Raw genomic sequence first — 23,781 nt, forward strand, 5'->3', positions numbered from 1 at the left:
TGCGAAATGTCCGGGGGTCTGACCCCAATTTCAGGGGGTGATGGACTGGAAGATGCCGGAGCCGCCGCAGGCTTCGGCGTTGTCGTAACCGGAGTCCACAACCTGGCCGATCCAGTAGTTCAGCAGCTCGACGGCTTCGGTGTGGCTGACGCTTTTGGCGATGGGCGGCATTTTGCGCTGGGGGTCGCTGGCGTCTTCCACTCGGCAGGAGACGATGGAGCGCCCTGGATCACCTGGTACGACGACATGTTGCCGGCCGCAGGAGCCGCCGCCGGTGGCGGTGGGTTTCTTGCAGATGCCGTAGCCGGCGTCGATCTTGCGGTAGTGGTCCAGGTAGTAGCCGGTATTAGAGGCCGCGCCTTTGTCGTTGTGGCAGTGCTGGCAATTCACTTCCAGGTAGGCCCGCAGGCGGGCTTCCACGTCTTCATCCGAGCCACTGGCCGCGCCGCTGTCGCCCGGTACGTTCCAATGGGGCAAGCGTTCGATGTTGGTGGCCACGCCGCGACCATCGATCTGCAGGGGCGGTGCGTTGGCCAGCAAGCCCTGGTCCTTCCAGTACTGCAATTGGTTCACCCGGGGGAAGCCGCCCTGCCCTGCGGTGCCCATGAACTCCGATTCCGGTCGATAAGCCCGGTTCAGGTTGCGGGGTTTGGGGCCGATGGGGGCAGCGCCCGCTTCCTGATCGTCATTGGAATGACAGGTGATGCACTGGTTCTGGTTGGGAATGGCATAGCTGTCTGTGGATCCGGCCAGCAGTTTGCCGGTGTGCTGGTCTTGATAGTGCCAGCTCACGCTGCGGGTTTCGCCACCGGGGACCAGCTTCGCTACTTTCTGGCCATTGGCATCCGTTGTCCAGCTATAGGTGGGGCCACTCCACACCGCCTTGCCACTCTGGGAGGTGCGCTTGATTAACAGGCGGGTTTCCACCAGTTCCTCTGTACCCTTGCTTTCGTCGGTAAAGGCGAAGGTTTTAGCGATCACGGTGCCAGTGGGGAAGTGAATGGTGCCGTTCAGGTTACCGCCGTTCTGGCCATCCACATACAACGCTTTGGTGCCGGGCGGGATGAATGCGACCCGGTACTTGGTGGCATAGTCTGAGAACAGCTTGGAATTGAGGACAAACGGCACACCGCCTTCGTGGGGCATGCTCCGGGGATCCTGTGCGTCTGCAAACAGGTTGTACTGGTCCAGTCTGGGGCAATCCACGGCCAGGGCCTCGCGGTTGATCTGGCCGTCGGCAACCGGCGCTTCACACAGCTGGTTGATGAATTCTTCGGAAGGTGCTGGATCTATGCCTCCACTGCGCTCAAACGGGGGAATGGTCACCCGGGGCAGGCTGGCCAGGGTGCGGCCGAAGCGGGCCTGGCAGTCGTGTACGCTCATATCCGAATCGGCAAAGAATTCAGTCGGGCCGGTGAGGATGTCGCTCAGGCTCTGCCAGGAGAGCAGTGATGGGTCTGGGTCCATTGCCGCAAATAACAGCTCAAGGCCGCGGGTGCCGTGGAAGTTCATGTAGGCAAGGCTGTCGCTGGAAAACTCGTTGCTGTGAATACAGGCGCCCCATTCCGGCAGTTTACGGTTGCCCTGGTTGTCAAATTTGTAGGCGTTGTACAGGCACTCGGGGTTGGGGTGCTCGTTGGTATGAATCGGCTTGCCATTGGCTTTTTTCGGCACTGGCTGGCCATTGGCATCCACCGGGTAGGGGCAATCGGCATCCAGCTCATCCAACAGTCCGTCCCAGACAATATGGGCGCCCTTCCCCGGCCGGTTGATGTTCTTGATGCCGATGAGTGTGGGCAGCACGGTTTCCACCTCGCCCTCCACCAGCACTTTTTCCAGATTGGGCGGCGGCAGATCGTAGCCGGAGTTCTTCATTACGTTGTTGTGAATGTGAAGGCCTTCGGTGTAGGGGTCCAGCTTTTTGTCTGAGGTTTTGCCCTTGCCGTCGATCAGCTCGTAGCTGGTGTAGATGATCGCTGCGGTGCTGTTGTCTTCGAAGAGGTTGTTGTATATCTCGATGTTGTCGTAACCCAGGGTGATGAACCCGGTGCCCCGGGGTACCGCAGAGACGATGCCGCTGGGGGCAAAGTTGTAGGTGTTGTTGTTACGGGAGATGTTATTGAGCATCACCGAGGTGTCGCCGTACTGGGTGATGTTTTCCAGGTCGTAGATCAGGAAACCTCCGGTGTTGCATTCCGCCAGGTTGCTGTCGTATTCCCCGCCCTGCACGTTTTCGATCTCGAAACCCATGACGTTATAGGCGGCGCGGCTGTTGCGGATAATGGCGTTATTGGTCTGGCCAACGTAGATGCCGGCGTCTGAGGCGCCGATGGATTCGGAGTTATCCACCAGAATGTTTTCCGACTCCACGGGGTAGATACCGTAACGGCCACTGGAGGCACTGGGCACGTAATCCGGCGTTGGGTCGCCCTCGTTGAATGGCGGGCTGGTGCACTCCACGTGCAGCCGGCTGGCGACGTTATCCCTGGTGATAGGCTCACCGCCACCGGACCAGATAGCGCGGACATTGAGCAGGGTGCCCCACTTGACGCCCTTCAGCTTGAAGGCATCGCCCGGGGAATCCAGGATGGTGAGATCCTTCACGGTAATGCCCCTTACATTCAACACTTCCAGACCGGTCACGTTGTCGCTGTTGCGGAAATTCAGCACGGTCTCATCCTTGCCGCAACCGCGAATCTCCACGTCTTCCGTGGCCTGGATCAGCAGGCCATGGTAAAGCTCGAAATAGCCACAACCGAATTCCAGGCTATCGCCAGGGCGCAGCTGAATCATCGCCGCCACCATGTCTTCCGTGGCCTGTTCACCAGGCGCCACCTGGAACACCCGGCCTTCACTGAACCTTGGCGGTTGCTCCGTTTCCTGGCCCGGCCGGTTGGCATCGGTCCGGTCATTACCCGACGACCCGCCAAAACAACCGGACAACAGCAGCACTGCGCTGATCCCCAGCACCGCAAAACCTGACGTTCTCAGTCTCTGTATCATGGCAATTATCCTTCTTCTTATATTTTTGGGGTCAGACCCCAAGACATTTGGTGGTGCGAAATGTCCGGGGGTCTGACCCCAATTTCATAGCGGGGCGTTTTCGATGCGTTCCCACATGCGCAGGTAGGCTTCGGCCGAGGTGAAGAGTTGGTTGACGGCGTCGTCGATCAGCTCTTGCGGGCGGTCCGAGTGGAGCATCATGTCGGCGATCTGGTCTGGGTAGAGGCCGTAGTGGGCCACGCCTCGGCCGTCGTAGAGGCCGAATTCCCGGTCGCCGGTTTTTTGTTTGTGGAACACCACGCGGCCATCCACGGAGGTGAACGGGTACAGCCTGGCTTCGTCTTCGGCGCTGCCGGGGTTGTTGGCAAGCTGGGCGATGCCGTTGACGTCAGAGGCAAAGCCAGCGCCGCCGAAGGGGCCCACTTTCTGGTCGTCCGGGCGTGGGCGGTTGCCATCCCGGACCAGCTTATCGACCCAGTCTTCACGAGTGCCACCGAACGAGGCGGTGATGCCACCCTGGGCGGCGATACGGTCTCGCAGGGCTTCGGTGCCACCCCAGCCGCCGTGGCTGTTGATCACCGGATATCCCAGCTTCTGAGTGATGTCGAGGATACGGGCAGCGGCTTTGCGGCTGATGTGGTCGGTTTCGATCATCATCTTTCGGCGGACCAGTTCCTGGATGAGGAAGTCGCCCAGGTCTGTGAGGCCACGACGGTTACACAGGTGTCCGGTGCCCTGGCGTGGGTCCAGGGCTTTGAGTTCTTCAGGTGTTTCCGGGAAGCGGTCGCCCAGGTAGTCAATCTGGAACAGCAACTGATCCAGGATGCCAAAGGCCTGCATGTCGGCATTCTGATCGGTTTCGTCGCCGACGTATTCGGTGCCTTCCGGGCACTCTTCAAATTCGATGGGATGACCGGTTTCCAGCAGGTTGCCGCCATAGAGCACGGCACCGATACCAATACCGGAGGAAAGGTCCGGCAGATGGCCGCCGAACGCGTTGTCGAATTTGTGCACGGGGAACATGTTACGAACCCCCAGTTGATAGAGCTGGTCCAGTCGCTCCACGATGTCTTGCGCGGTGCATTCGGGGACGCCCATGAACTCGCCGCAGCGCATGACTTTCGACATCTCGATGCCCAGCACCACAGCCATCTTGCCCTCACCGATCACTTCCCTGGCCTGCGCCGGGCTGGTGACAATCTGGAACCAGCCTTCACCGGGACCGCCGTGCTGCGCGTCTATGTAGTTCTGCATTTCATACATGCGCTGGATTTGCAGCAGGATGGCTTCCATGGGGTCGCAGTCATTCTGCTTCTGGGGGTTGATGCCGCAGAGCACTTCGTTATGAACCAGATGGTTGACCAGGATTTTCATGCCGGAGTAATGGGCTCGCTCTAACCAGCGGTAGTAACTCTGATGGTGTTGCAGGGAATTGAAGCGAGGCCAATCGTTGAAGGTTGGCCATCCCTGGGTGTCGTGGGGCCCGGTGCCACTGGTAACGAGCTCCAGGAAGCCTGTGGTACCCCAGGGACCATGGGCTACCTCACAGTTTTCCAGGGCATGGGTAACGCCGAATTTATGGAACGGAGCGCCATAATTAACGCGGCCGCCGATGAATTCATAGGCCGAGATGTGGGAGTGAGTGTCTACGTACCCGAAGATATCGTCGTTATCAATGCCTTTAATGTTTTTGAAGCGGTCAACCTCTCTCAGGTACACCGCCGGGCCGCGCTTGTCGGCCACTTCCAGACTGAGGTCGGCTTCGGGGTAATCAGCACAACCTTGGGCTGGCTCAAAAGTGAAGGCATTGCTGGTATCACGCAACGATGGTGACGACAGGGTTAAACCCTCTTCCGAGGCGCCCAGCATCAACCCGGTGACGGCAGAGGTGAGCGTATACTCACTGTCTTGCAGCTTGTTGAGCTTCCAGACCGCCAGATCGTTCGGGCTATCTACCGTTGCCAGCGCCGGGCGCACGTCTGTATTGGCCAGCTGGTCCCCAGCGTATTCCAGGCTTTCACCCAGTTCCCGCAGCAACCCGCCCAGCGGGGCAATCGGGTCTAACAATAAATTAGTGGTATCCCCCAACCCGGCCACCAGATAGCTTAGCTCGCCAATGAACATGCCGGTGGTATCCAGAAATTCGCCACCGGGATCACTGATGCCCAGCAGTTCAAATTGCCCAGCTTGGCCGGCTTCGCGCTGATAATCCGACATCAACAGATAGGCACCGAGTTCGGTAGGCCGCAGATAGAAACGGGCAGCCTGACTGGCGTTATTGGTTACGCCGTAGGTCTCGCCCGTGCTTTCCGAGATAAACCGGCCGTCGGCCTTCAGGTTGTAGCAACCGTTGGCAAAGGCAAAGCGGGTGTTTTCGTAGGCATAAGGTTTGGTTGTCTTGCCTGGTGGCAGGTCGGGGGCTGAATTACCGGAACCCGGGCGCTGCTCGTTATTTGGGGTTGCCGTTGGAGAAGAATCACCACCGCCGCCACCACAGGCGGACAACAGAAGTATGGAACTTGCACAAACCGCCGAAACCAGCAGACGCTGGCGCGCTAAAATGGCCACGTTATGTCTCCTTTACGGACTTCGAGTCCTTCTTGTTTTCGTATCGCACTACATATCTTATGCTTAATTATTAACCAAAAATAACAAGACGTCACGTCTTACAAAGAGGCATTGCGGGCCAATCTTTTAGGCGCGGGGAAAGTTGATGAACAGGGAGGGGGAAGGAAGAGCCCGCCCCGACCGGGGCGGGCAGAAGGTATAAGACGGCGAATCTGTTAACGAACACCCGCCCGGCGCAGGGCAGCCGGAGTGTAATCGTTGGAGCGCGCGGTAACGCCATAGGTGTACGGGTCACTCTCTTCATTGCTCAGCCCCATCACCAGGTAGCGACCAGACATCAGGTCATAGAGGGTTTCGGCAGCGTAGGCCGGCACGTTGATGTCGTAGCCCTGAACGTGGTGGGACTCTGCAACGCGCCACAGGTCACCACGGCCGTCATAGTGATCTACCACGGCAATCTGCCAGGAATCTTCATCCACGAAGAAGTCTCGACGAGCATAAATGTGCCGCTCTCCATCTTTCAGAGTTGCGCGCACGTGCCATACCCGATGCAGCTCGTAGCGAGTGACCGACGGGTTGATGTGGCCCGGCTGGATGATGTCATTGTAGCTCAGGTCACGGGACGCCAGGCGGTATGAGTTGTACGGGATGTACATTTCCTTCTTGCCCACCAGTTCCCAGTTGTAACGGTCTGGCGCGCCGTTGAACAGGTCCAGGTTATCGGAAGTCCGCTGGCCGTCAGCTGCAGTACCCGGGCCGTCATAGGCCACCTGCGGTGCCCGGCGAACGCGGCGCTGGCCGGAGTTGTACAGCCACGCGCGGCGCCCTTCTTTTACCTGGTCCAGGGTTTCGTGAACCAGCAGTACGTTACCCGCCAGGCGAGACGGTGCTGTGATCACCTGTTTGAAGTAAAACAGGACGTTGTCATCCATACCCGGCTTGTAATCCGCCAGCTCGACCCGATCCGTCAGGTGCTCGGTGAATTTCACCGGGCTGAAATCGCCGTTGGCTTGGGGCGTTACCTGAGCCACGTTACGGATGATGGAGCCACCCCGGTAACGGGTGATGTGGTTAAAGATCACTTCCTGCCCCTTCTGAGGGATCGGGAAAGGCACGCCTCGCTCATAGTTCTGCAGGCCGTTGCCATCCTGTGTCAGTGACACCGTGGTAGCATTTTCCTTCGCCAGGCCCATCAACTCCTGTGGGTAGGTGGACGTGCGGCGGGTTTCATACACCGGAATCGAGAAGGTGCTGTAGGTTTTGATCATCGCCACCTGGCCAGGGGACAGGTTGTCTGCGTACTGGTCCACGTTGCTCTGATCAATCACGAACTTCACTTCGTCATTCGGGAACGGGTCCGGGTAAATACCCTGCTGAGGCTGATTGACGCCGGGGTCGGTCAAACCACCATCCCAGGCCGGGATGGCGCCGCCGTTGCCGGCCTTTTCAGCGCCAATTGGCGTCAGCTCGTTACCCAGCTTGGCCGCTTCGGATTCGGATACCGCAGCTATGGCTGCAGAAGCTCCGAACAGGGACAGCGCAATGGCGCCGGCAATGAGGTGTTTCTTGTGGGTTTTCATGGTTGATACTCCTGTTATTTTAGCCATTAGAATGAGTAGGAGATGCTGGCCGCGATAAAGTCGCGATCCGAGATTTCGTTGTATTTGCCACCAAAGAAGTTGGTGTAGCTGATCGAGCCGGAGTAGCGGTTCTGGTAGTTGGCATCCACTCCGATACTCACGGACTTGTTACCTTCCTTGAAGTTGCCGCCTGGGTCTGGCGCGTAGCCTTTTACGTCGTGTGAAAGAACCAGCTTTGGCAGCAGGTTGATGCCGGCAAAGGCGTTGGAGTAATCCAGCGCAAACAGTGCCCGGTAACCCCAGGAGAAGGATGTGGTGAACCCGTCGCCACCGCAGTTGGTGGGGTTAATGTTCAGGCGAGTGGTTTCATCACCCGGGCCCTGGCTACAGAAATCACCGGTGAAGGATTCACCGTCCAGTGGAACCGGGCCGACGCCAAATAGGCCAGAGCGACCATAACGAGCTTCACTCTTATCGGGTAAGTCATGCACATAGGTAGCGCCAAGCTCGGCGATGGCAATAAAGCGGTCCGCGCCAACCACCCTGTCCACGAAGTGGATAAAGGTTGCTTGGGCCTGAGAAACGTCGTAACGATCGAAGCCATCCACCGGCTTACCTGCGTAATTAAAGCCTGGGTCGCTGGCTTGCACGCGTTGCTCCAGCTTACTGACTACCTGCCCATCAGGACCACGCTGCTGAATGCCACCGTAGATCAACTCAAAGGTATTCCACTGAATAGGCTGATTGGGACGGAAGCTGTATTCCGCACCAAACGATGTGCCTGTGGGGAGCGTGGTGTTGATGCTGATACCGTAGAGTTCGATGCCCTTGGGGTAATCGATGTAGTAGCTGGGAAAACGGGAGAACGGCAGATCAGGATCGTTGATCTGACCTGCTTCCGGTGATTCCGGGTTTGCCACGATACCGCTGATGAACGGTAGCCGGCTGTGGTAACGCAGGTAGTAGAACCCGAGTTCGGAATCCAGTGCCGGCACGTACCAGCGCAGTGCTACACCAAACTGGTCTCGATCGCCAGGCTCTACGTCACCTTCGCGAGGCGCCACAAACCCTTCCTCAAATGCCTGGGCATCGGGCACCTGCCCTGCCAGAAGCACTGGGCCACAGCCGTCAGAAGCCACGTCTGCGGTTGAGAAAAAGGTGCCACAATCATCAACCTTGAACGGTTCCCACTCAAGCTGAACGTAGGCTTCGAGCGTTATCTCCGGAGTCAGGCCTACAGAGGTGTAAACCATGTTGACCGGCAAAAGCACATCCTTCAGTTCTGCCCCCGGGGTGCGAAAGGCCCCGGCATCAATCGGGTTTATCGAGTTTATGCCACCCAGGATAAACGTACTCTCACCCCAACTGACCACCTGCCGCCCAACCCGGGCAGAGACAGGCACATTGCCCGCGTACCAGTCCGTAAATATGTAGGCATCGAGCAGATCGACCCCTGCAGCGTTGTCTTTGGCCTCGGGGTTCAGCTCACGGCGCTGGCCCACGGGGTCGACAGCGCGTTTGTTGTCCTTGAGTTCGAAATCATAGTAGTAGGAGCCGCGAACCAGAGCGCCAATCCGGGTGAGGTAATCACTGTTTGGCCGGTAGTCGAGGAACAACTCCGAGCGGCCCCGCAGAATCTGCGAGTAGGGGTCACCTTTCTTGAAGTTCAGGTTGCCATCGTCAAAGTTGTTGGACGAGGCACCGGTATTGCTGAATGCAAACTCCGGCCCGAGGTTGCCCTGTGAGATAAGGTCTGGGTCCTGGTCTTCCACACGAACGGCGATACCGGCAGTTAATGTGGTGCTGAAGGACGCATCGATGCCATAGACATTGAAATCAATGGCCGCTGCGGGCGAGGCAAGCAGTGCAGATATTGCCGCTGCCAGGCCTGAGTTACGAGCTTTGAATCGTTTGTAGTTTGTTGTTGTCATGATACTGCTCCAGTGTCTGGGTTGCCCCGGCGACACCTTGGCCGGGGCAACTGATAGCCGGTTTGAATAAGAGAGCTAGCGGTGTGAATGGAGGCTCAGCCCCCAAACAATCCACCCAGGAAGCCGCCCAGGCCGCTATCGAGCAGGCCACCGCCTCCACTTCCTTCGACGCCTTCGGGCTCAGAGGGGTCGCGACCCGCGTCGGTTTCACCTTCACAGGCGGCATCACCCGGAGAATTGCCGACTCCTTGCACCACACAGGTATTTGTCACGCCAACACTGAAGGGAACCGCCGGGCCGGTCTTGCTGCGGAACAGCGCAACCATCTGGGCCGACATCTCGTCAAACACAGCACTGGAGCTGAAAGGGTCTGCATCCTTCTGACCGGCGGAAACCGGATTGCCGTGGGAGCCCTCCAGGTAGCGGGTAATAACCGGGCGGTTACCGTCATTCTCGGCACTACCGGTGTCGACTGCCCCCATGAACCGGGCCAAGGGATCGGTCCCTGCCAGAGGAGCCGGCTGGCTGTTTATCTGGAAACCGGCATCAGTCACCAACTGCAGCGGGCCCTGGTCATACAGATCGGCGTCTGCGGCGTTCGGAATGGTGCCATCGGAGGGACGGTCCGCATCGCCTTCCAGGCCGACAATCGAGGTAAGCAGGGTTGCACTGTTGCCGGATTGCTCGAACAGCGGAGCGAACGCTACTGGATCGGTGGAATCCAGCAATGCCTGGAACACGTTGAAGTAAATGTTCAGCTCGGTTCTACCCTGTGACAGCAGGCCATCGGACGCCTCGTTCAACGTAGGCAACAGAACTGGCGCGACAGTCTCGCGGGAGTTCTCCGCGAGGCGGCTAAACTGACCGCCAGTGTTGAACAGAACAGAGGCCAGAATCGGGTTAAGGTCTGGATTATCCTGCGCTGCCAGGTTGTTGATAACCGGGTACGGCACTCCGCCCATACCACTCAGGGAATGGCTAATGAAGTAGACCCTGTCGGTGTTCATGTTCAAGCCATCGCCACACTCGGCACAGTCGTTGATGGCTTGTTCAATAGCCGGCAGCAGTGCGTTCACATGCAACAGATCCAAAGCGCCCTGGCGCATGTTGTCACGGGTGTTGGCGAAGTTGGTGAAGTTCAGGAACAGGCTGCCAGATTCAGGGCTTTCCGCTTGGTCACCGGGCACTGCCTGCATGTTGGGCCCCGCCGTGAAACCAAAGTGGCGCTCGGTGGCGTCTTCCGAGGCGCCCGGCTGCTGGCTGATTTCCACCATGCCACCGTCTGCGCTGGCAGCAGCCTCACCAAAGACACCGTTCAGGGGCATGTCGATGCCTACAGTGATGAAGCAGTCTTCGTTATTGGTTGGCGTGGGGTTATCGGACAAGCACAATAGCCCTGCGGCTGTCGCCATGGGCAAAATGGCTGACCGATCCTGAGTGGCGGCGTGCTGATAGATAATCACCGGGTAACCACCTGCCGGGCCAGGGCCAAACAGCGGATTGGCATCCGGTGCGGTGACAATAATCGGAATGGTCACATCGCCCTGCTTCTGCGCAAACGGGAATCGATGACTCACTCGGTCTGACTTGGCCTGCGGCAGCTCAGGAATCTCGCTGAAATCAGCAGGGAGCCAGGAACCATTTTGCAGCGCCGAGCCATCCTGTCCCTCGGGAATCTGCTGGTAATAAGGCAGTGAAATCTCCCCTTCGTACACTCGGATGTTCACTCGCACATCAGTGATCACCAGATCAATCGCCACCTGCTCCAGCGCCGGATTCACCTCACCGCCGGCTTTCTGGCTGAAGAATCGCACTGGTGCCGGTTCACCAGATGCCGGATCGTAAGCACGGGGAAGGTCGGTAGCTTGTGCCACTTTTTCAGCCAGCTCAGTCGCCTCAGCTGCAACATCAACGGCGTCTGCCGCAGCTTGAGCCGCAGTCACTTGAAGGGTAAATGCCAGCTGTCGGTCGGCTCTTTCAGACGCTACCAGATCGGTATAGCGAAGCTGAATACCGTTCTCGCTGGCATCACTGAGAATGTTGGCCAGATCTTCCCGATACAGGCGATAGTTCGGGTCTGTGAGCAGCTCGAAGATTCTCTGGTTAATCTGGCCATCCTGTTCGGACTGGCCCGAAACCGTTTGATTGGTGAAGTTGAGTTCACCACCGATAACCTGATCAATCACCTCCTTCTTGAGGTCCGTTAACAGGTGCTGACGGAACCAGGCTGCGGGTGCTGCGTTTGCCAGCAGCACATCTTCAACAGCGGTTGTCGTGAAGCTGATCGCAAAGGTGATGTCGTCGTAGGTGGAAGGTTCCGCTGCGCTTCCACCCTGCTCCCTTTTGAAGCTGAAGAAATCGCTGCCGTAGTCACGGGCAGGCGCCATGATGTCCCGGAACGGCTGAAGGGCCGGGTTGCTGATGACGAACTCAGGGTTAGAAGCGGTCTCAAAACGATTTTCTTTGGTAAGCTTTTCGCCGTCCTTATCCACAATTTTATTGCCCAGAACCACTGCATACTTGGTTTTCGGCTTCAGCGGCTTGATAGGCAACAGCCGAATGGCGTTGTTCTGGGAGCCACCAGCGGCACCGGCTGGGCCGTTCGCATCCACGGTAATGATTTCAACACGGAAGTTTTCTTCCAGCAGACTCTGATAAATCTCATCTGCAGCGGCAGTGTCGCCCTCAGCTTCCAGGCGTTTGGCCAGGCGGTAGCGATCGGCGGCAACAATGCCACCCACTTCGCGGGAATGCTGGAACACGCTGTCACCGGAGGGGAATTCAATTTCCAGCACGTAGATGTTCTGATCCGGGTTGGGCACCACCTCGCCATCGATCTCAACGAAGTTGCGGGCGTCCAGTGTCTGGTTCGGGTCCAGGCTATCGCTGATCTTGATATCGAACGGCGCGAGGATGGAGTTGCCATCCACAAAACCCAAACCGGTAGTGACCGGGTTGGCGGGGTCAGTGCCGTTAAGCATGGTGCCATCCAATTCCGGATTCAGGAAGAACAGCGGATCGCTGGGCAGCGGAAATGCCGTCTCCAGTGGCCTGAAAATTGGACGGGTACCTTCAGAAACAATGTTCGGGTTGCTTATGTTGGGCGTAGGGTTAGCGTTTGTGTTGGTTTTGCCTCCGCTCTCCAGACACCCGGTGAGTGCAGTACTGGCGGCGAGGGCGGTGACGAGTGCTCTGTGTTTGAATCTAGCCATTGTGACCATCTCTCCTGCTTATTTTTGTATTTCTGGCAAGACAGACTCCTTTCTACCAAGCCTTTTCACTGAAAAGTCTATCGCATAATATAACGCATTCCAACCTTTTTAATTCAAATATACACCCACTATGGCGACACAACTACCTTATAATACAATTTATGCTTTATTCTCAGATGGTTAAGAAGAAGGAATGAACAAATATTCAATACTTGGCGGATGGAGATTGTCTGGTCAGGCGACTTTAGACTGCGCCAACACCCGGTTTCGGCCCGCCTTCTTGGCTTTATACAGAGCTTCATCGGCGCGTTTAACCAGGCTTTGGGCGGTATCGTGGGGGGTGAATTCGGCAACACCCAGACTGATGGTGACAGAACGGCACACCTCAAAATGGGCGGATTCCACCGCTTTTCGAACATTTTCAGCAACCACCATGGCACTGTCGAGGGTGGTTTCTGACAGGATCACCAGAAACTCTTCTCCGCCCCAACGGCCTAATACATCGGTTGATCGTATCGCCCCGGCTGAGAGCCGGGAGACTTCCTGCAGTACCAGATCGCCCACGTCGTGGCCGTAGGTATCATTGAAAGACTTGAAATGGTCGATATCAAATAGCACGACAGACAAGGGGTTGCGGTAGCGCTGGGAACGCTCAATTTCCTTTACCAGGGACTCTTCGGCAAAGCCCCGATTGGTCAGGCCTGTGAGCTTATCGGTTCTGGCCTGGCTGAGAATACCGTTCAGGTAACTGTGTCGCTCCAGAATGATGGAGGTGACAAACAGGTAGTTTGCAATTCTGTTGCTGTCCGGCAGTGGGAATCCCTCGTTGAAGCTCAGGATATCGAAGGTGCCCAGTACACTACCGTCTACTTTTTTGATGGGAAAGGAATGCCAGGCCTGGACCGCTTCCGGTAATCGGGTAACCGGGGGCTGATCCCGGTGTTTTTGTGCGGTGGGCTCTCGCCTGACCACCACGTGTTCGCCGAGCAAGGCCGATGTTGCGTGCGGGGCACTTCCATGTATCAGCCTTGCTTCGCTGAACTGTCGGGCAACTGCCTCCTTGATTCCCTGGTGCCAGGCAAGTTTGAGTGTTTTGGTGTTCTGGTCCAGCACAGAGATGCCGAAAGCCATCCAGAGAGTCGACTCCGGGCTCGGGTGAAGTAGTTCGAAGGCTTTTTCGAGGCCCTTTGACAGATCGCCCTCGTTGAGGATCGATTTGATGATGCGGTTTTCCTGCTCGGCGGGGGTTACCGCAAGCGACGAGTCTGGGGCGCTGGCGATAGAAGCCGAATCGCGAAGGTCATCCAGTGCCGAAGCCACTTCAGTGTGCTCATTGCTTAATTGCGCTACATGGGCATTCAACCGCTTCAATTGCTGGTTGGAAGTGGTTCTCAGTGTTCTGATATCGGCCCTGAGCTTCACCACGCTGGCAAGCAGTGCAACTGCAAGCACCAGAACAGACAGACCGATCAACATTGAAAACGGCTGATCCAGATATTCGGCCAAGCGTGATCACCATCCTTTGATTACGTCTAACCCCGAGTGCCATTAAAGCATCGCGGTTGCCGACAACACATCGACTAATCAACATGCTGCCTTTAGCCCACTGCCTGATTCAGTATGGTTTATGTAATGATAGAAAGAGAAATGTGAATTCGCGTAATAGCGCACACTTTCTTTTGGTCGCTAGCGACGGATAACGGAAACCGGCACCTTTACCTGCTGCTGTTTCTGCATGAAGGTGATCAGAACAATGGCCCGTTCCTCACCATCGTAGGCCTGAAAGATAGCGCTGATGCCCTTGAACGGCCCTTCGTCCAGCTCAACCGGTTGGCCCGGCTTGATACCACCCTGCTCCGCGACTTTATCCAGGCTGACTTTGATGTGCTCAATCACCTCATCGGCGATGGCGGCCGGCTTGTTGGCAAATCCCACGATACGAGCGACCCCCCGCGTGGAGCGAAGCTTCGACCACATCGGATCGGTCTGCTCCAGGTTCACAAACAGGTAACCGGGAAACAGCGGCTCCAACTTTCTGGTCCGCTTGCCGGCCCGGATCTTCTCCACCTCAATCTTTGGGTAGAAACAGGCCACCTCCTGATTCTGCAAATGTTGCAGTGCCCTATCCCCTTGGGCCGGTTTGTATTGCAAAGCATACCAAGTCATGAAACATCCATCTTTGGGGTCAGACCCCAGAACATTTGATCAGGTGAAATGTCTTGGGGTCTGACCCCAACTTCAAAAATACCAGCTACCCGCCGCAATGAAATGCGGATTCAGCACATCTTCCTTGCCGTATTTCAGGGGTTCGCCCTGGGGCGTCTGCACGTTGCCGCCAGCGGCCAGGAGGATGGCGTGGGCGGCGGCGGTGTCCCATTCGCTGGTGGGCCCCATGCGGGGATAGATGTCGGCATGGCCCTCCGCTATGCGGCAGAACTTCAGGGAGCTGCCCGCCTGCACGGTTTCGTGGTCGCCAAGGCTATCAATAAAGGTGCGGGTTTCCTCGTTCAGGTGGTTTTTACTAGCCACCACCCGCAAGGTTTCCCGGGGTTCCACTACGCGAATGCGGTGTATGCGGCCAGTGCGATCACGCATGCTGGCGCCCTCGCCTTTGATGCCCCAGAAGGCTTCTTTCAGTGCCGGCGCGGTGACCACGCCCATCACCGGTTCGCCGTCTTCGATCATGGCGATGTTGACAGTGAACTCACCGGTGCGCTGGGTGAAATCCTTGGTGCCGTCGATCGGGTCAATCAACCAGAAACGACGCCAGTGTTTGCGCTCTTCCCAGGGAATCTCTGCACCTTCTTCCGACAGAATCGGTATATCCCTTGTCAGGTTGCGCAGCCCCTTCACGATAATGTCGTGGCTGGCCGTGTCGGCCGCGGTGATGGGTGACTGATCTTCCTTATAACTCACCTTGAAGTCGGACTGGTAGATATGCAGCACCTTCTCGCTGGCTTCATCAGCAATTCTGATCACGTCCGGAAGAATCGAGCTGTAATACATGTTTGCATCCTGCTGGCCGTATCTACCGCAATAATAGCAAATTTTGGGGTCAGACCCCCGGACATTTGGTGGGGCGAAATGTCTTGGGGTCTGACCCCAACTTGAATTTTTGGGCGGGTTGCGGCAAATTGTTGCGGTTACAAATCAATTCACAAGGACTGTGAGATGCCCCGCCGACCACGGATTTGTCCGGCCGGGATGCCCCAGCATGTTATTCAGCGGGGGAATAACCGGCAGGAATGTTTTCAGGATCTGGCCGATCGCGCCACTTATGCGACCTATCTTTCCCGCTATCAACGTGAGTTTCAGGTGGATATTCACGCCTGGGTACTGATGAGCAACCATACTCATCTGTTAGTAACGCCCAACGTTGACGGCGCGCTCTCAAGCCTTATGAAGGCCGTTGGTCAGCGCTATGCCCAGTATTACAACCATAAATATGACCGCACCGGCACCTTGTGGGAGGGGCGGTTCAAATCCTGCCTGGTGGATACCGATCAGTATTTCCTGCAATGCCAGCGGTATATCGAGCTTAACCCGGTGAAGGCGGGCATGGTGGAGTATGCCGGCGACTATCAATGGTCCAGCTATAACTGCCATGCCTACGGGATGCGCTCGGGCATGCATACGCCACACGACTGCTATCTGAACTTTCAACCCGATGCCGAGAGGCGCTTCATCAGCTACCGCTCGTTCGTCGCCAGTCCCAGCCCTGACGGAATGGATGAGCAGATTCACTATGCGGCGATCTCCGGCAAGCCGCTCGGTTCTGAAAAATTTCGGGAGCGTATCAAGGCGAAATTCGGAGAGTTCTAATTTGGGGTCAGACCCCAGGACATTTGATGAGGTGAAATGTCCGGGGGTCTGACCCCAATTTTATATTTCGACTTCTTCGAAGAGTTCGGGCACTTCGGCGGGCCAGCCGAATTTCTCGGTGATGCGTTTGCGCATTGTGTCGCTGGCGACGGGTTCGCCGTGAGTGACGTAGACTTTTTCCGGCTTCAGGGTGCCCTGCTCCAGCCAGGCCAGGATTTCGTTATAGTCGCCGTGGGCGCTCATGGAATCGAGGTTGTGAATTTCCGCTTTCACTGGCCAGTATTCGCCGTGGATTTTGACGGATTCGGCACCGCTTACGAGTGCATCGCCACGGGTGCCCGGCGCCTGGAAGCCGGCAAAAACCACGCTGTTGCGGGGGTTTGGCAACAGGGTTTTCAGGTGGTGCAGCACGCGGCCACCGGAGGCCATGCCACTGGCGGAGACAATCACGCAGGGGTAGCGCACGGCGTCGAGCTCGATCGATTCCTCAACGGTTCTGACGAATTCGGTTTTCTCATCCATCAGCTCACATTGGGCGCGGTTGAGTTTATGCTCTTTGTGGTGCTGGCAGAATATTTCTGTGGCTTTGATGGCCATCGGGCTGTTCAGGTACACCGGCAGTTTCGGGATCTTGTCCTGCCCCATGAGTTTGTGAATCACGTACAGGAGCATCTGGGCGCGGCCCACCGCAAACGCGGGCATTAATACGATACCTCCCCGGCCAGCGGTTTTGGTGATGATGTCAGCCAGGTCGCCTTCCGGGTCTGATTCCCCGTGAGTTCGGTCGCCGTAAGTGGATTCGCACACCAGAACGTCCGCATGTTGCAACGGCTCGGGTGGTCGCATAATAAGGTCGTTCTGGCGCCCCACATCACCGCTGAACACCACCGTGCGCGCGGCGCCTTTGTGGTGAACGTGCACGCAGGATGAACCCAGGATGTGCCCCGCCGGAGTGAAGCTCACTTCAAAGCCTTTCACGGGTTCGAACTTCTCGTGGTAGTGCAGGGACTCGAAGTGCTTGAGGGCTTCCCGGGCGTCTTTTTCGGTGAACAGCGGCTCGGGTTTTTCGTGCTTGGAGAATTTCTTCCGGAACGCGTACTTGGCATCTTCTTCCTGCAGAAAGCCGGCATCTGGCAGCAGCACTTTGCACAGCTCATGAGTTGCCTTGGTGCAGTAGATCTTGCCCTTGAAGCCGTTTTTCACCAGTGCAGGCAGGTAGCCGGAGTGATCAATGTGGGCGTGGGTGAGCACCACGGCATTGATGGTTGACGGGTCTACCGGAAACGTCGCCCAGTTTCGCCGCCGCAAGGTTTTTACCCCCTGATACATGCCGCAATCCACCAGCAGGCGGTGGTTTTCATCAGAGAGCAGATAGCGAGAGCCGGTGACGGTGCCTGTGCCGCCGAGGAAGCGAAGTTTCATAGGCGTGTAAATCCTTGTCTGGTGGATACTATTTCCAGCTTAGCGCAAAAATACTAACGGGTCTGTCCCCAACGGGGACTGACCCACTTTTGCCCGTCTGTTGCACTAAGCCCGAGCCCATGGGTTCCAAGATGGGTCAGTCCCCGTTCGGGGACAGACCCTCGGGAGATAGGCCGCGGTAAAAATGGGTCAGTCCCCATTCGGGGACAGACCCTTCAACAGCCCCTTTACAGGCCTTGCAGATAGGCGGCAAGTGCCTGGATATCTGTTTCGGACAGCACAGCGGAAATACCAATCATGGGGGAGGTGTGTTTTGCTGGGTCCATGCCCTGGAAGCGTTTCAGCGCCAGCGTGACGTATTCCGCAGGCTGGCCGGCCAGGCGGGGCATGTCGCGGAAGCCTTCTGCGGTTTTGCCGTGGCAGGCGGCACAGCGCTGTTCGTAGAACTGCCCGCCCTTTCCGGCAAGCCTGGGATCGGCACCGGGGCGGGGCTGAGCCTTCTGTTCGCTGTAATACACGGCGATATCAATGCGCTCCTCTACGGTGAGAGTTTTCGCCAGCTGAGACATTACGTAATCCTCTCGGGCACCGCTGCCGAATTTCTCGAACTGCTCGAACAGATACAAAGGGTGCTGGCCTGCCAGGTTCGGGATGTAGTCGCGTTTACTGTTGCCGTCGCGGCCGTGGCAATAGCCGCAGAAGCGGATACGCTCTTCTCCGGCATCGTAGCTGGTTTGCCGGCGCTCATCGTCGGCAACGATTTCTTCCAGCTGGGCCAGCGCGCTGTAGACGGAGGAGGCGCCGGCGCAGGGTGTGAGTGCCAGTACTGCGATAAAAAGCAGGAATTGAGTTGAGCGGTTTTGCATTCGTATTGCCCAGATGAGTTTGGATGGGCAAAGGATAACGATGGTGCTGCGGTGTGATCTTGCGAAAGATCAATTAATTTGGAGTTTGGGGGCTGTCCTCGGGGTCTGTCCCCAGCGGGGACTGACCCACCTTTGCCCGTCTGTTGCACAGAGCATGAACCCATGGGATCCAAAATGGGTCAGTCCCCGTTCGGGGACAGACCCTAAACAGACCCTAAACAGACCCCCTAAACCCCTTACCAACCAGATAAACTTCCCGCGAGCGGGCTCGTGAGGAGTCGGGTTTTCTGACGACGACCTTGGTGAAGACTTCACGCATGGCTTTAACGTAGTCATCGTAGCCTTCGCCGTGGAAAACTTTGGCGACGAAGCTGCCTTTGGGCTTGAGTACCTGGCAGGCCATGTCGAGGGCCAGTTCCACCAGGTACATGGAGGCGGCTTGGTCGGCGGCGTTGACACCGCTGATGTTGGGGGCCATGTCTGAGATGACCACATCGGCCCTGGCGCCATCCAGTATCGCCATAATCTGGTCAAATACTTCCTGCTCGGTGAAGTCACCCTGGATGAATTCGACGCCGGCGATGGGGTCCATATGCAGGATGTCAGAGGCCACGACCCGGCCTTTGTGGCCAACCAGCTTGGCGGCAACCTGAGACCAGCCGCCGGGTGCCGAGCCCAGATCCACCACCAGATTGGTGGGCTGGATTAGCCGGTCTTTATCGTTGATTTCCAGCAGCTTGTAACTGGCACGGGAACGGTAACCGTCCTGTTGCGCTTGTTTCACAAAGGGGTCGTTAACGTGCTCTTCGAGCCAGCGGTTACTGCTTTTGGAACGGGCCATGGTTTGATATCTGCGTTACTGCGGAAAAAAGGCATTGTACGCTGCCACCGGCGTTGCCGCAAAAGCACGGGCGCCTGACAAGTACCCATCTCCAAAGTACAATGGCGGCCATTCTGACTTTTATTCCAACCCTAATCCGCCGGGCAGTCGCCGGGCGGCCTGGACACACCATGATTCGCGTTACCGAACTGGCTTTACCCCTTGACCACCCCGAGGCTGCCCTGAAAGCCGCGCTACTGCATCGCCTGAAACTGAAGGACGATGAGCTGCTGGATTTCACCGTCTTCAAGCGCAGCTACGATGCCCGCAAGAAGAACACCGAGATCAAGTTTGTTTACATCATCGACCTGACCGTACAAGACGAAGCCGCCGTGCTTGCCCGTTTTGCCGACGACACCCACGTGCGCCCGGCGCCGGATACCGCCTACTACCCGGTAGCGCAGGCGCCCGCCGGTTTGGAACAACGGCCGGTTGTGGTCGGCCTTGGCCCCTGTGGTTTGTTCGCGGCTTTGTTGCTGGCGCAGATGGGGTTCAGGCCAATTGTGTTGGAACGGGGCAAGGATGTGCGCCGGCGCACCAAAGACACCTGGGCGTTATGGCGCAAGAAGCAGCTTTCACCTGAATCCAACGTGCAGTTTGGCGAGGGTGGTGCCGGGCTGTTTTCCGATGGCAAGTTGTATAGCCAGATCAAAGACCCAAAGTTCTACGGCCGCAAGGTGATGGCGGAGTTCGTGAAAGCGGGCGCGCCGGAAGAAATCCTGTACGTGAGCAAACCCCATATCGGCACCTTCCGACTAACCGGGGTGGTGTCGAAGATGCGCGAGGAGATCATTCGCCTGGGTGGCGAGATTCGCTTTGAACAGAAAGTCACCGACCTGCTGGTGGACAATGGCCAGGTAAAAGGGGTGGAACTGGCCAGTGGCGAGCAGCTGATGAGCCGGCATGTGGTGATGGCACTGGGGCACAGCGCCCGGGAGACGTTCCGCATGCTGCACCAGCGTGAGGTGTTCCTGGAAGCCAAGCCTTTCGCCATCGGGTTTCGGATTGAGCACCCGCAGAGCCTGATCGACCACGCGCGGCTGGGCAAATACGCCGGCCACCCGGCACTGGGGGCAGCGGATTACAAGCTGGTATACCACGCCAGCAACGGCCGTGCGGTGTACAGCTTCTGCATGTGCCCAGGGGGCACCGTAGTGGCCGCCACCTCCGAACCGGGGCGAGTGGTTACTAACGGCATGAGCCAGTATTCCCGCAACGAGCGCAACGCCAACTCCGGTATTGTAGTGAACATTGACCCGAACAAAGACTTCCCGGGTGGCCCGCTGGCCGGCGTCGAACTGCAGGAACAGCTGGAAGCCAATGCCTATAAACTGGGCGGCAGCGATTACTGCGCACCGGGGCAATTGGTCGGGGATTTCATCGCGGGTAAGCCGTCTGAAGAACTCGGCGAGGTGGTTCCGTCCTACAAACCCGGTATTCGATTGGGCGACCTGGCCCCTTCCCTGCCCCCCTATGCCATCGACGCGATTCGTGAGGCCTTGCCCGCCTTCGGCCGGCAGATACGCGGTTTCGACCGGGCCGATGCGGTGTTGACCGGCATTGAAACCCGCACCTCCTCCCCCGTGCGCATCACACGCGACCGGGACACTCTGCAAAGCCTGAACACCCGGGGACTTTACCCGGCTGGCGAAGGCGCAGGTTACGCGGGCGGCATTCTGTCTGCCGGGGTGGATGGCATCAAGGTAGCCGAAGCGGTGGCCAAGGCCATGATGGCTGATCTGGACACCGCCGGGAGCAATCCATCGTGAAGCTAGACGACATCAAGAAACTGCACCAGAAAAAATACCGCCAAGCCTTCGGGCATTTTCTGGTGGAGGGGGAGCATCTGGTGTTGGAGCTGGAGAAGGCTCGTGGGCAGGCACCTTCCACCTGGGGGCAAGCGCAGCTCTACGTAACCAGCGCCTACGTACACTGGAACAGCCCCTGGCCGAAGCACCTGATCAGCGACCGGCAAATGGCCCAGCTGGCCGACACCAAAACGCCTCAAGGTATTCTGGCGGTGGTACCAATGCCGCCAGCGTCAACGGAAAGCCCCGCCCCCGGTGAGAAAGCCGTTTACCTGCACGAAGCCCAGGACCCCGGCAATCTGGGCACCATCTTGCGCACCCTGGCCTGGTTCGGTGGCCTGCGCTGCCTGCTCAGCCCTGGCAGTGTCGACCCCTTCAACCCGAAAGTGGTCCGTGCCAGCATGGGGGCGATTTTTCATGTGCCGATTGAAACCGAGGTGTCACTGGACACGCTCGCCAACCGCTATCCTCGCATCGCCTGCCTGGACATTGGCGGCGCCCCCATCGCCAATCCGGCTTTCGCAGAACACGACTGCTACCTGTTTGGCAATGAAGCCCGCGGCGTGCCGCAGGAAGCTTTGAATGAGCTAGCTGCCCAGCGCTTCACCATTCCCGGCGCTGCAAAGATCGAGTCCCTGAATTTGGCCTCTGCGGTAAACATGGCGGTTTATGAGCTGAACCGGAGCACCATCGCCAACGCTGCATCCCCCTTCAAGGCAAACCAATGATTCGCAAGTACGTAATCGGAACCCTTTCCCTCGGAGTATTCCTGGCCTTCATCCTGGCCATGGTGCTGATGGTGCAACTGCACCGCTACGGCATCGCCGTGGATGTGGCCCGCCTCGAAAACCTGCAGACCTGGGCCGGCGACGATGCCGAACGCCAGGCACAGATGCAGAGATACTTCGAGCAGTGCATCGACAACCACCGGGATGTGGAAGACAAGCGCAGCCCAGAGCACATCCGGTCGCTGTACCAGTGCGCCGAAGAGCATGGTTCTGCCGAGATTGCCCTGATGGTGCGGCAGGCGCCTGAAACGGTGGAAGCCCCCGCGCCCCTGCGCTGGTTCTGGTAATTCAAGTTGGGGTCCGACCCCAGAACATTTGATGGGGTGAAATGTCTTGGGGTCTGACCCCAAATTTTTAGCCGTGGTATCCTTGCCGCCCTATTTCCAGCAAATACGCCCATTTCCAAATAGTTTAGGTTTTAGTATGCGAATGATTATCCGAGCTTTTTTCCGCCTGCTGCGGCTGGTTCTAACACCGTTTATGTTGCTTTCGGAGAAACTCAGTACACCGAAGGCCATCAGCCGCTCGCCTGAGCAGCAAGCAGAGATTGATAAAGCCACCGAAAACCTGGCGCTTTACCAGTTCCGGGCCTGCCCGTTTTGCATCAAGGTTCGCAAAGAGATGGCCCGGCTGGGCCTGAATATCGAGCTGCGTGATGCACAACACGACCCGGCGAATCGTGAGGATCTTTTGAATGGCGGTGGCGCCGTAAAAGTGCCCTGCCTGCTGATCACTGATGACCAGGGTGAGACGCAATGGATGTATGAATCTGGTGATATCAATGCCTGGCTGAATCGGCAGTTTGGATAAATAAGGGGTAATTACGATGTTAAATGTAAACGAATACTTTGACGGCAAAGTAAAATCCATTGCCTTCCAAGGCGAGTCTCTGCCTGCAACCGTAGGTGTGATCAGTTCCGGTGAGTACGAGTTCGGGACCAGTCAAAAAGAAGTGATGACCGTTGTCAGCGGCGCGTTGACCGTTCAGCTTCCAGGTAGCGATAGCTGGACCCGCTACGGGGCTGGTGATGCCTTTGAGGTAGCGGCCAATACGAGTTTCAAGGTAAAGGCTGACGTAGATACCGCCTACTTCTGCACCTACGAATAACAACACTGGGGTCTGACCCCAGAACATTTGGCGGGGTGAAATGTCTTGGGGTCTGACCCCAAATTCACTCACCCTCGCCGTTGTGATCGGATAAACGGCCAGATTGTGCCGACTGGTGAGTTCGTTCCATTTCCCGCTCCAGAAAGTAGCTCAGCACCACCCTGATCAGTACAACAGCACCGAGCATGGCAATGTGCTCCCAGGCGGGCGCTATAACGCTTTTGATGATGTCTGCGCCGATGAAAATATCCAGCGCCAGCAGAAGATGAGCACCCAGGCGCTCACGAATACGGGCAGTTTTTCTCACCAGCTTCGCGTGAGCGCCCCTGTGGCCTGCCAGCAGTGTGACGAAACGAATCACAGCCTCCGCAACACCCCAGGCAACAACGGCCACACCCAGCAGGCTTATCAGGTAGAACAACATCGTCACGATACGGACAGTCAGGTCTTCGAGCATGAATTCTCCACGTCTGTGGGCATGGCATGCTGTTCGTAGTACAGCAAGTAGCTCAGATTGTAGCTGGTGTGAAAGGTTATCGCCGTACAAGTTGGAGCGAGTTATCTCCGGCGAGCTAACTGGCGGGCTGTAGTTGCCCCCGCTGAACTGGACACCACCTCATTCGTTGATGCCGATTCCGCCCGACACTCCGAGGGCAACTTCATTTTCAGTCTCTTGTGCGGGTGGCCGCGATTGTAGTAGTTGATCCATTCCGGCAACCTGACCATCACCGTGGCAGCATCAGGAAGATCGTTTAAGTGCAAATAGTCCCATTTGAACGGTGTAGTGGTTCAA

Annotated in this window: 18 protein-coding genes and 1 pseudogene; 6 read left to right on the forward strand and 13 right to left on the reverse strand. The window is 57.3% G+C overall.

What is annotated here, in order from left to right:
- Positions 1-30: 30 nt before the first annotated feature.
- The 8 genes from FIV08_RS12975 to cysQ all read right to left on the reverse strand — a co-directional run bounded on the left by FIV08_RS12975 (position 31) and on the right by cysQ (position 15,300).
- On the reverse strand, positions 31-3,003 hold the full coding sequence (locus FIV08_RS12975) for a parallel beta-helix domain-containing protein (RefSeq protein ID WP_152438625.1): 2,973 nt from the start codon (positions 3,001-3,003) through the stop codon (positions 31-33).
- Between the two features lie 84 nt (positions 3,004-3,087).
- Positions 3,088-5,571, reverse strand: coding sequence for a membrane dipeptidase (locus tag FIV08_RS12980; RefSeq protein WP_228715416.1), 2,484 nt, complete (start codon positions 5,569-5,571; stop codon positions 3,088-3,090).
- A 215-nt stretch (positions 5,572-5,786) separates the two neighbouring features.
- Positions 5,787-7,151, reverse strand: a complete 1,365-nt coding sequence (locus tag FIV08_RS12985) for a DUF1329 domain-containing protein (protein ID WP_152438626.1) — start codon at positions 7,149-7,151, stop codon at positions 5,787-5,789.
- 26 nt (positions 7,152-7,177) lie between these two features.
- Positions 7,178-9,082 carry a DUF1302 domain-containing protein gene (locus tag FIV08_RS12990; RefSeq protein ID WP_152438627.1) on the reverse strand — a complete coding sequence of 635 codons (1,905 nt, stop codon included), beginning with the start codon at positions 9,080-9,082 and terminating at the stop codon, positions 7,178-7,180.
- 95 nt (positions 9,083-9,177) lie between these two features.
- Positions 9,178-12,294, reverse strand: coding sequence for a hypothetical protein (locus FIV08_RS12995; RefSeq protein ID WP_152438628.1), 3,117 nt, complete (start codon positions 12,292-12,294; stop codon positions 9,178-9,180).
- Positions 12,295-12,528: 234 nt separating this feature from the next.
- The gene (locus FIV08_RS13000) at positions 12,529-13,800 is read right to left on the reverse strand and encodes a GGDEF domain-containing protein (protein WP_152438629.1); all 1,272 of its coding nucleotides are present in this window, start codon (positions 13,798-13,800) and stop codon (positions 12,529-12,531) included.
- Between the two features lie 180 nt (positions 13,801-13,980).
- Positions 13,981-14,460 carry a transcription/translation regulatory transformer protein RfaH gene (gene rfaH / locus FIV08_RS13005; RefSeq protein ID WP_152438630.1) on the reverse strand — a complete coding sequence of 160 codons (480 nt, stop codon included), beginning with the start codon at positions 14,458-14,460 and terminating at the stop codon, positions 13,981-13,983.
- Between the two features lie 72 nt (positions 14,461-14,532).
- A complete protein-coding gene (cysQ, locus tag FIV08_RS13010; RefSeq protein ID WP_152438631.1) occupies positions 14,533-15,300 on the reverse strand; it encodes a 3'(2'),5'-bisphosphate nucleotidase CysQ in 768 nt (255 codons plus the stop codon).
- A gap of 165 nt (positions 15,301-15,465) precedes the next feature.
- Here cysQ and FIV08_RS13015 point away from each other — a divergent pair, with 165 nt between their 5' ends.
- Positions 15,466-16,116 (forward strand): transposase, encoded by a 651-nt coding sequence (locus FIV08_RS13015; protein WP_228715417.1) that lies wholly within the window; start codon positions 15,466-15,468, stop codon positions 16,114-16,116.
- Positions 16,117-16,176: 60 nt separating this feature from the next.
- Here the strand turns inward: FIV08_RS13015 and FIV08_RS13020 are convergent, their stop codons facing one another.
- The 3 genes from FIV08_RS13020 to rlmE form a co-directional block, all read right to left on the reverse strand.
- Entirely contained in the window at positions 16,177-17,538 is a 1,362-nt protein-coding gene (locus tag FIV08_RS13020) for an MBL fold metallo-hydrolase RNA specificity domain-containing protein (RefSeq protein WP_152438632.1), read from the reverse strand.
- 227 nt (positions 17,539-17,765) lie between these two features.
- Positions 17,766-18,404 (reverse strand): c-type cytochrome, encoded by a 639-nt coding sequence (locus FIV08_RS13025; RefSeq protein ID WP_152438633.1) that lies wholly within the window; start codon positions 18,402-18,404, stop codon positions 17,766-17,768.
- A 214-nt stretch (positions 18,405-18,618) separates the two neighbouring features.
- Entirely contained in the window at positions 18,619-19,245 is a 627-nt protein-coding gene (gene rlmE, locus FIV08_RS13030) for a 23S rRNA (uridine(2552)-2'-O)-methyltransferase RlmE (RefSeq protein WP_152438634.1), read from the reverse strand.
- Between the two features lie 170 nt (positions 19,246-19,415).
- On the opposite strand from rlmE, the gene FIV08_RS13035 reads away from it, so the two are divergent.
- From FIV08_RS13035 to FIV08_RS13055, 5 genes are all read left to right on the forward strand, one after another.
- Complete coding sequence (locus FIV08_RS13035; protein WP_152438635.1) at positions 19,416-21,053, forward strand: NAD(P)/FAD-dependent oxidoreductase; 1,638 nt, start codon at positions 19,416-19,418, stop codon at positions 21,051-21,053.
- A complete protein-coding gene (locus tag FIV08_RS13040) occupies positions 21,050-21,820 on the forward strand; it encodes a TrmH family RNA methyltransferase (RefSeq protein WP_152438636.1) in 771 nt (256 codons plus the stop codon). The genes FIV08_RS13035 and FIV08_RS13040 overlap by 4 nt, the downstream gene beginning before the upstream one ends.
- Positions 21,817-22,167, forward strand: a complete 351-nt coding sequence (locus FIV08_RS13045; protein WP_072676759.1) for a hypothetical protein — start codon at positions 21,817-21,819, stop codon at positions 22,165-22,167. Before FIV08_RS13040 ends, FIV08_RS13045 begins: the two co-directional genes overlap by 4 nt.
- 136 nt (positions 22,168-22,303) lie before the next feature.
- The gene (locus FIV08_RS13050; RefSeq protein WP_152438637.1) at positions 22,304-22,690 is read left to right on the forward strand and encodes a glutaredoxin family protein; all 387 of its coding nucleotides are present in this window, start codon (positions 22,304-22,306) and stop codon (positions 22,688-22,690) included.
- A gap of 16 nt (positions 22,691-22,706) precedes the next feature.
- Positions 22,707-22,988, forward strand: coding sequence for a pyrimidine/purine nucleoside phosphorylase (locus FIV08_RS13055; protein ID WP_152438638.1), 282 nt, complete (start codon positions 22,707-22,709; stop codon positions 22,986-22,988).
- Between the two features lie 64 nt (positions 22,989-23,052).
- On the opposite strand, the gene FIV08_RS13060 is transcribed toward FIV08_RS13055, so the two are convergent.
- Both FIV08_RS13060 and FIV08_RS13065 read right to left on the reverse strand, forming a co-directional pair.
- Complete coding sequence (locus FIV08_RS13060) at positions 23,053-23,445, reverse strand: DUF1622 domain-containing protein (protein ID WP_152438639.1); 393 nt, start codon at positions 23,443-23,445, stop codon at positions 23,053-23,055.
- 167 nt (positions 23,446-23,612) lie between these two features.
- Positions 23,613-23,765 (reverse strand): annotated as a pseudogene (locus FIV08_RS13065) (IS3 family transposase); the annotation flags it as partial.
- Positions 23,766-23,781 lie beyond the last annotated feature (16 nt).

This window comes from Marinobacter sp. THAF197a (assembly GCF_009363275.1).
In the GTDB taxonomy this organism is placed as follows: Bacteria; Pseudomonadota; Gammaproteobacteria; order Pseudomonadales; family Oleiphilaceae; genus Marinobacter.

Excerpts from the sequence above, each read along its gene's own strand:
- FIV08_RS13060 (WP_152438639.1), bottom strand. The coding sequence starts at position 23,445 with ATGCTCGAAGACCTGACTGTCCGTATCGTGACGATGTTGTTCTACCTG.
- FIV08_RS13055 (WP_152438638.1), top strand. The coding sequence starts at position 22,707 with ATGTTAAATGTAAACGAATACTTTGACGGCAAAGTAAAATCCATTGCC.
- FIV08_RS13050 (WP_152438637.1), top strand. The coding sequence starts at position 22,304 with ATGCGAATGATTATCCGAGCTTTTTTCCGCCTGCTGCGGCTGGTTCTA.
- FIV08_RS12990 (WP_152438627.1), bottom strand. The coding sequence starts at position 9,082 with ATGACAACAACAAACTACAAACGATTCAAAGCTCGTAACTCAGGCCTG.
- FIV08_RS13020 (WP_152438632.1), bottom strand. The coding sequence starts at position 17,538 with ATGAAACTTCGCTTCCTCGGCGGCACAGGCACCGTCACCGGCTCTCGC.
- FIV08_RS12985 (WP_152438626.1), bottom strand. The coding sequence starts at position 7,151 with ATGAAAACCCACAAGAAACACCTCATTGCCGGCGCCATTGCGCTGTCC.
- rlmE (WP_152438634.1), bottom strand. The coding sequence starts at position 19,245 with ATGGCCCGTTCCAAAAGCAGTAACCGCTGGCTCGAAGAGCACGTTAAC.
- FIV08_RS12975 (WP_152438625.1), bottom strand. The coding sequence starts at position 3,003 with ATGATACAGAGACTGAGAACGTCAGGTTTTGCGGTGCTGGGGATCAGC.
- cysQ (WP_152438631.1), bottom strand. The coding sequence starts at position 15,300 with ATGTATTACAGCTCGATTCTTCCGGACGTGATCAGAATTGCTGATGAA.
- FIV08_RS13015 (WP_228715417.1), top strand. The coding sequence starts at position 15,466 with ATGCCCCGCCGACCACGGATTTGTCCGGCCGGGATGCCCCAGCATGTT.
- FIV08_RS12995 (WP_152438628.1), bottom strand. The coding sequence starts at position 12,294 with ATGGCTAGATTCAAACACAGAGCACTCGTCACCGCCCTCGCCGCCAGT.
- FIV08_RS13025 (WP_152438633.1), bottom strand. The coding sequence starts at position 18,404 with ATGCAAAACCGCTCAACTCAATTCCTGCTTTTTATCGCAGTACTGGCA.
- FIV08_RS13045 (WP_072676759.1), top strand. The coding sequence starts at position 21,817 with ATGATTCGCAAGTACGTAATCGGAACCCTTTCCCTCGGAGTATTCCTG.
- FIV08_RS13035 (WP_152438635.1), top strand. The coding sequence starts at position 19,416 with ATGATTCGCGTTACCGAACTGGCTTTACCCCTTGACCACCCCGAGGCT.
- rfaH (WP_152438630.1), bottom strand. The coding sequence starts at position 14,460 with ATGACTTGGTATGCTTTGCAATACAAACCGGCCCAAGGGGATAGGGCA.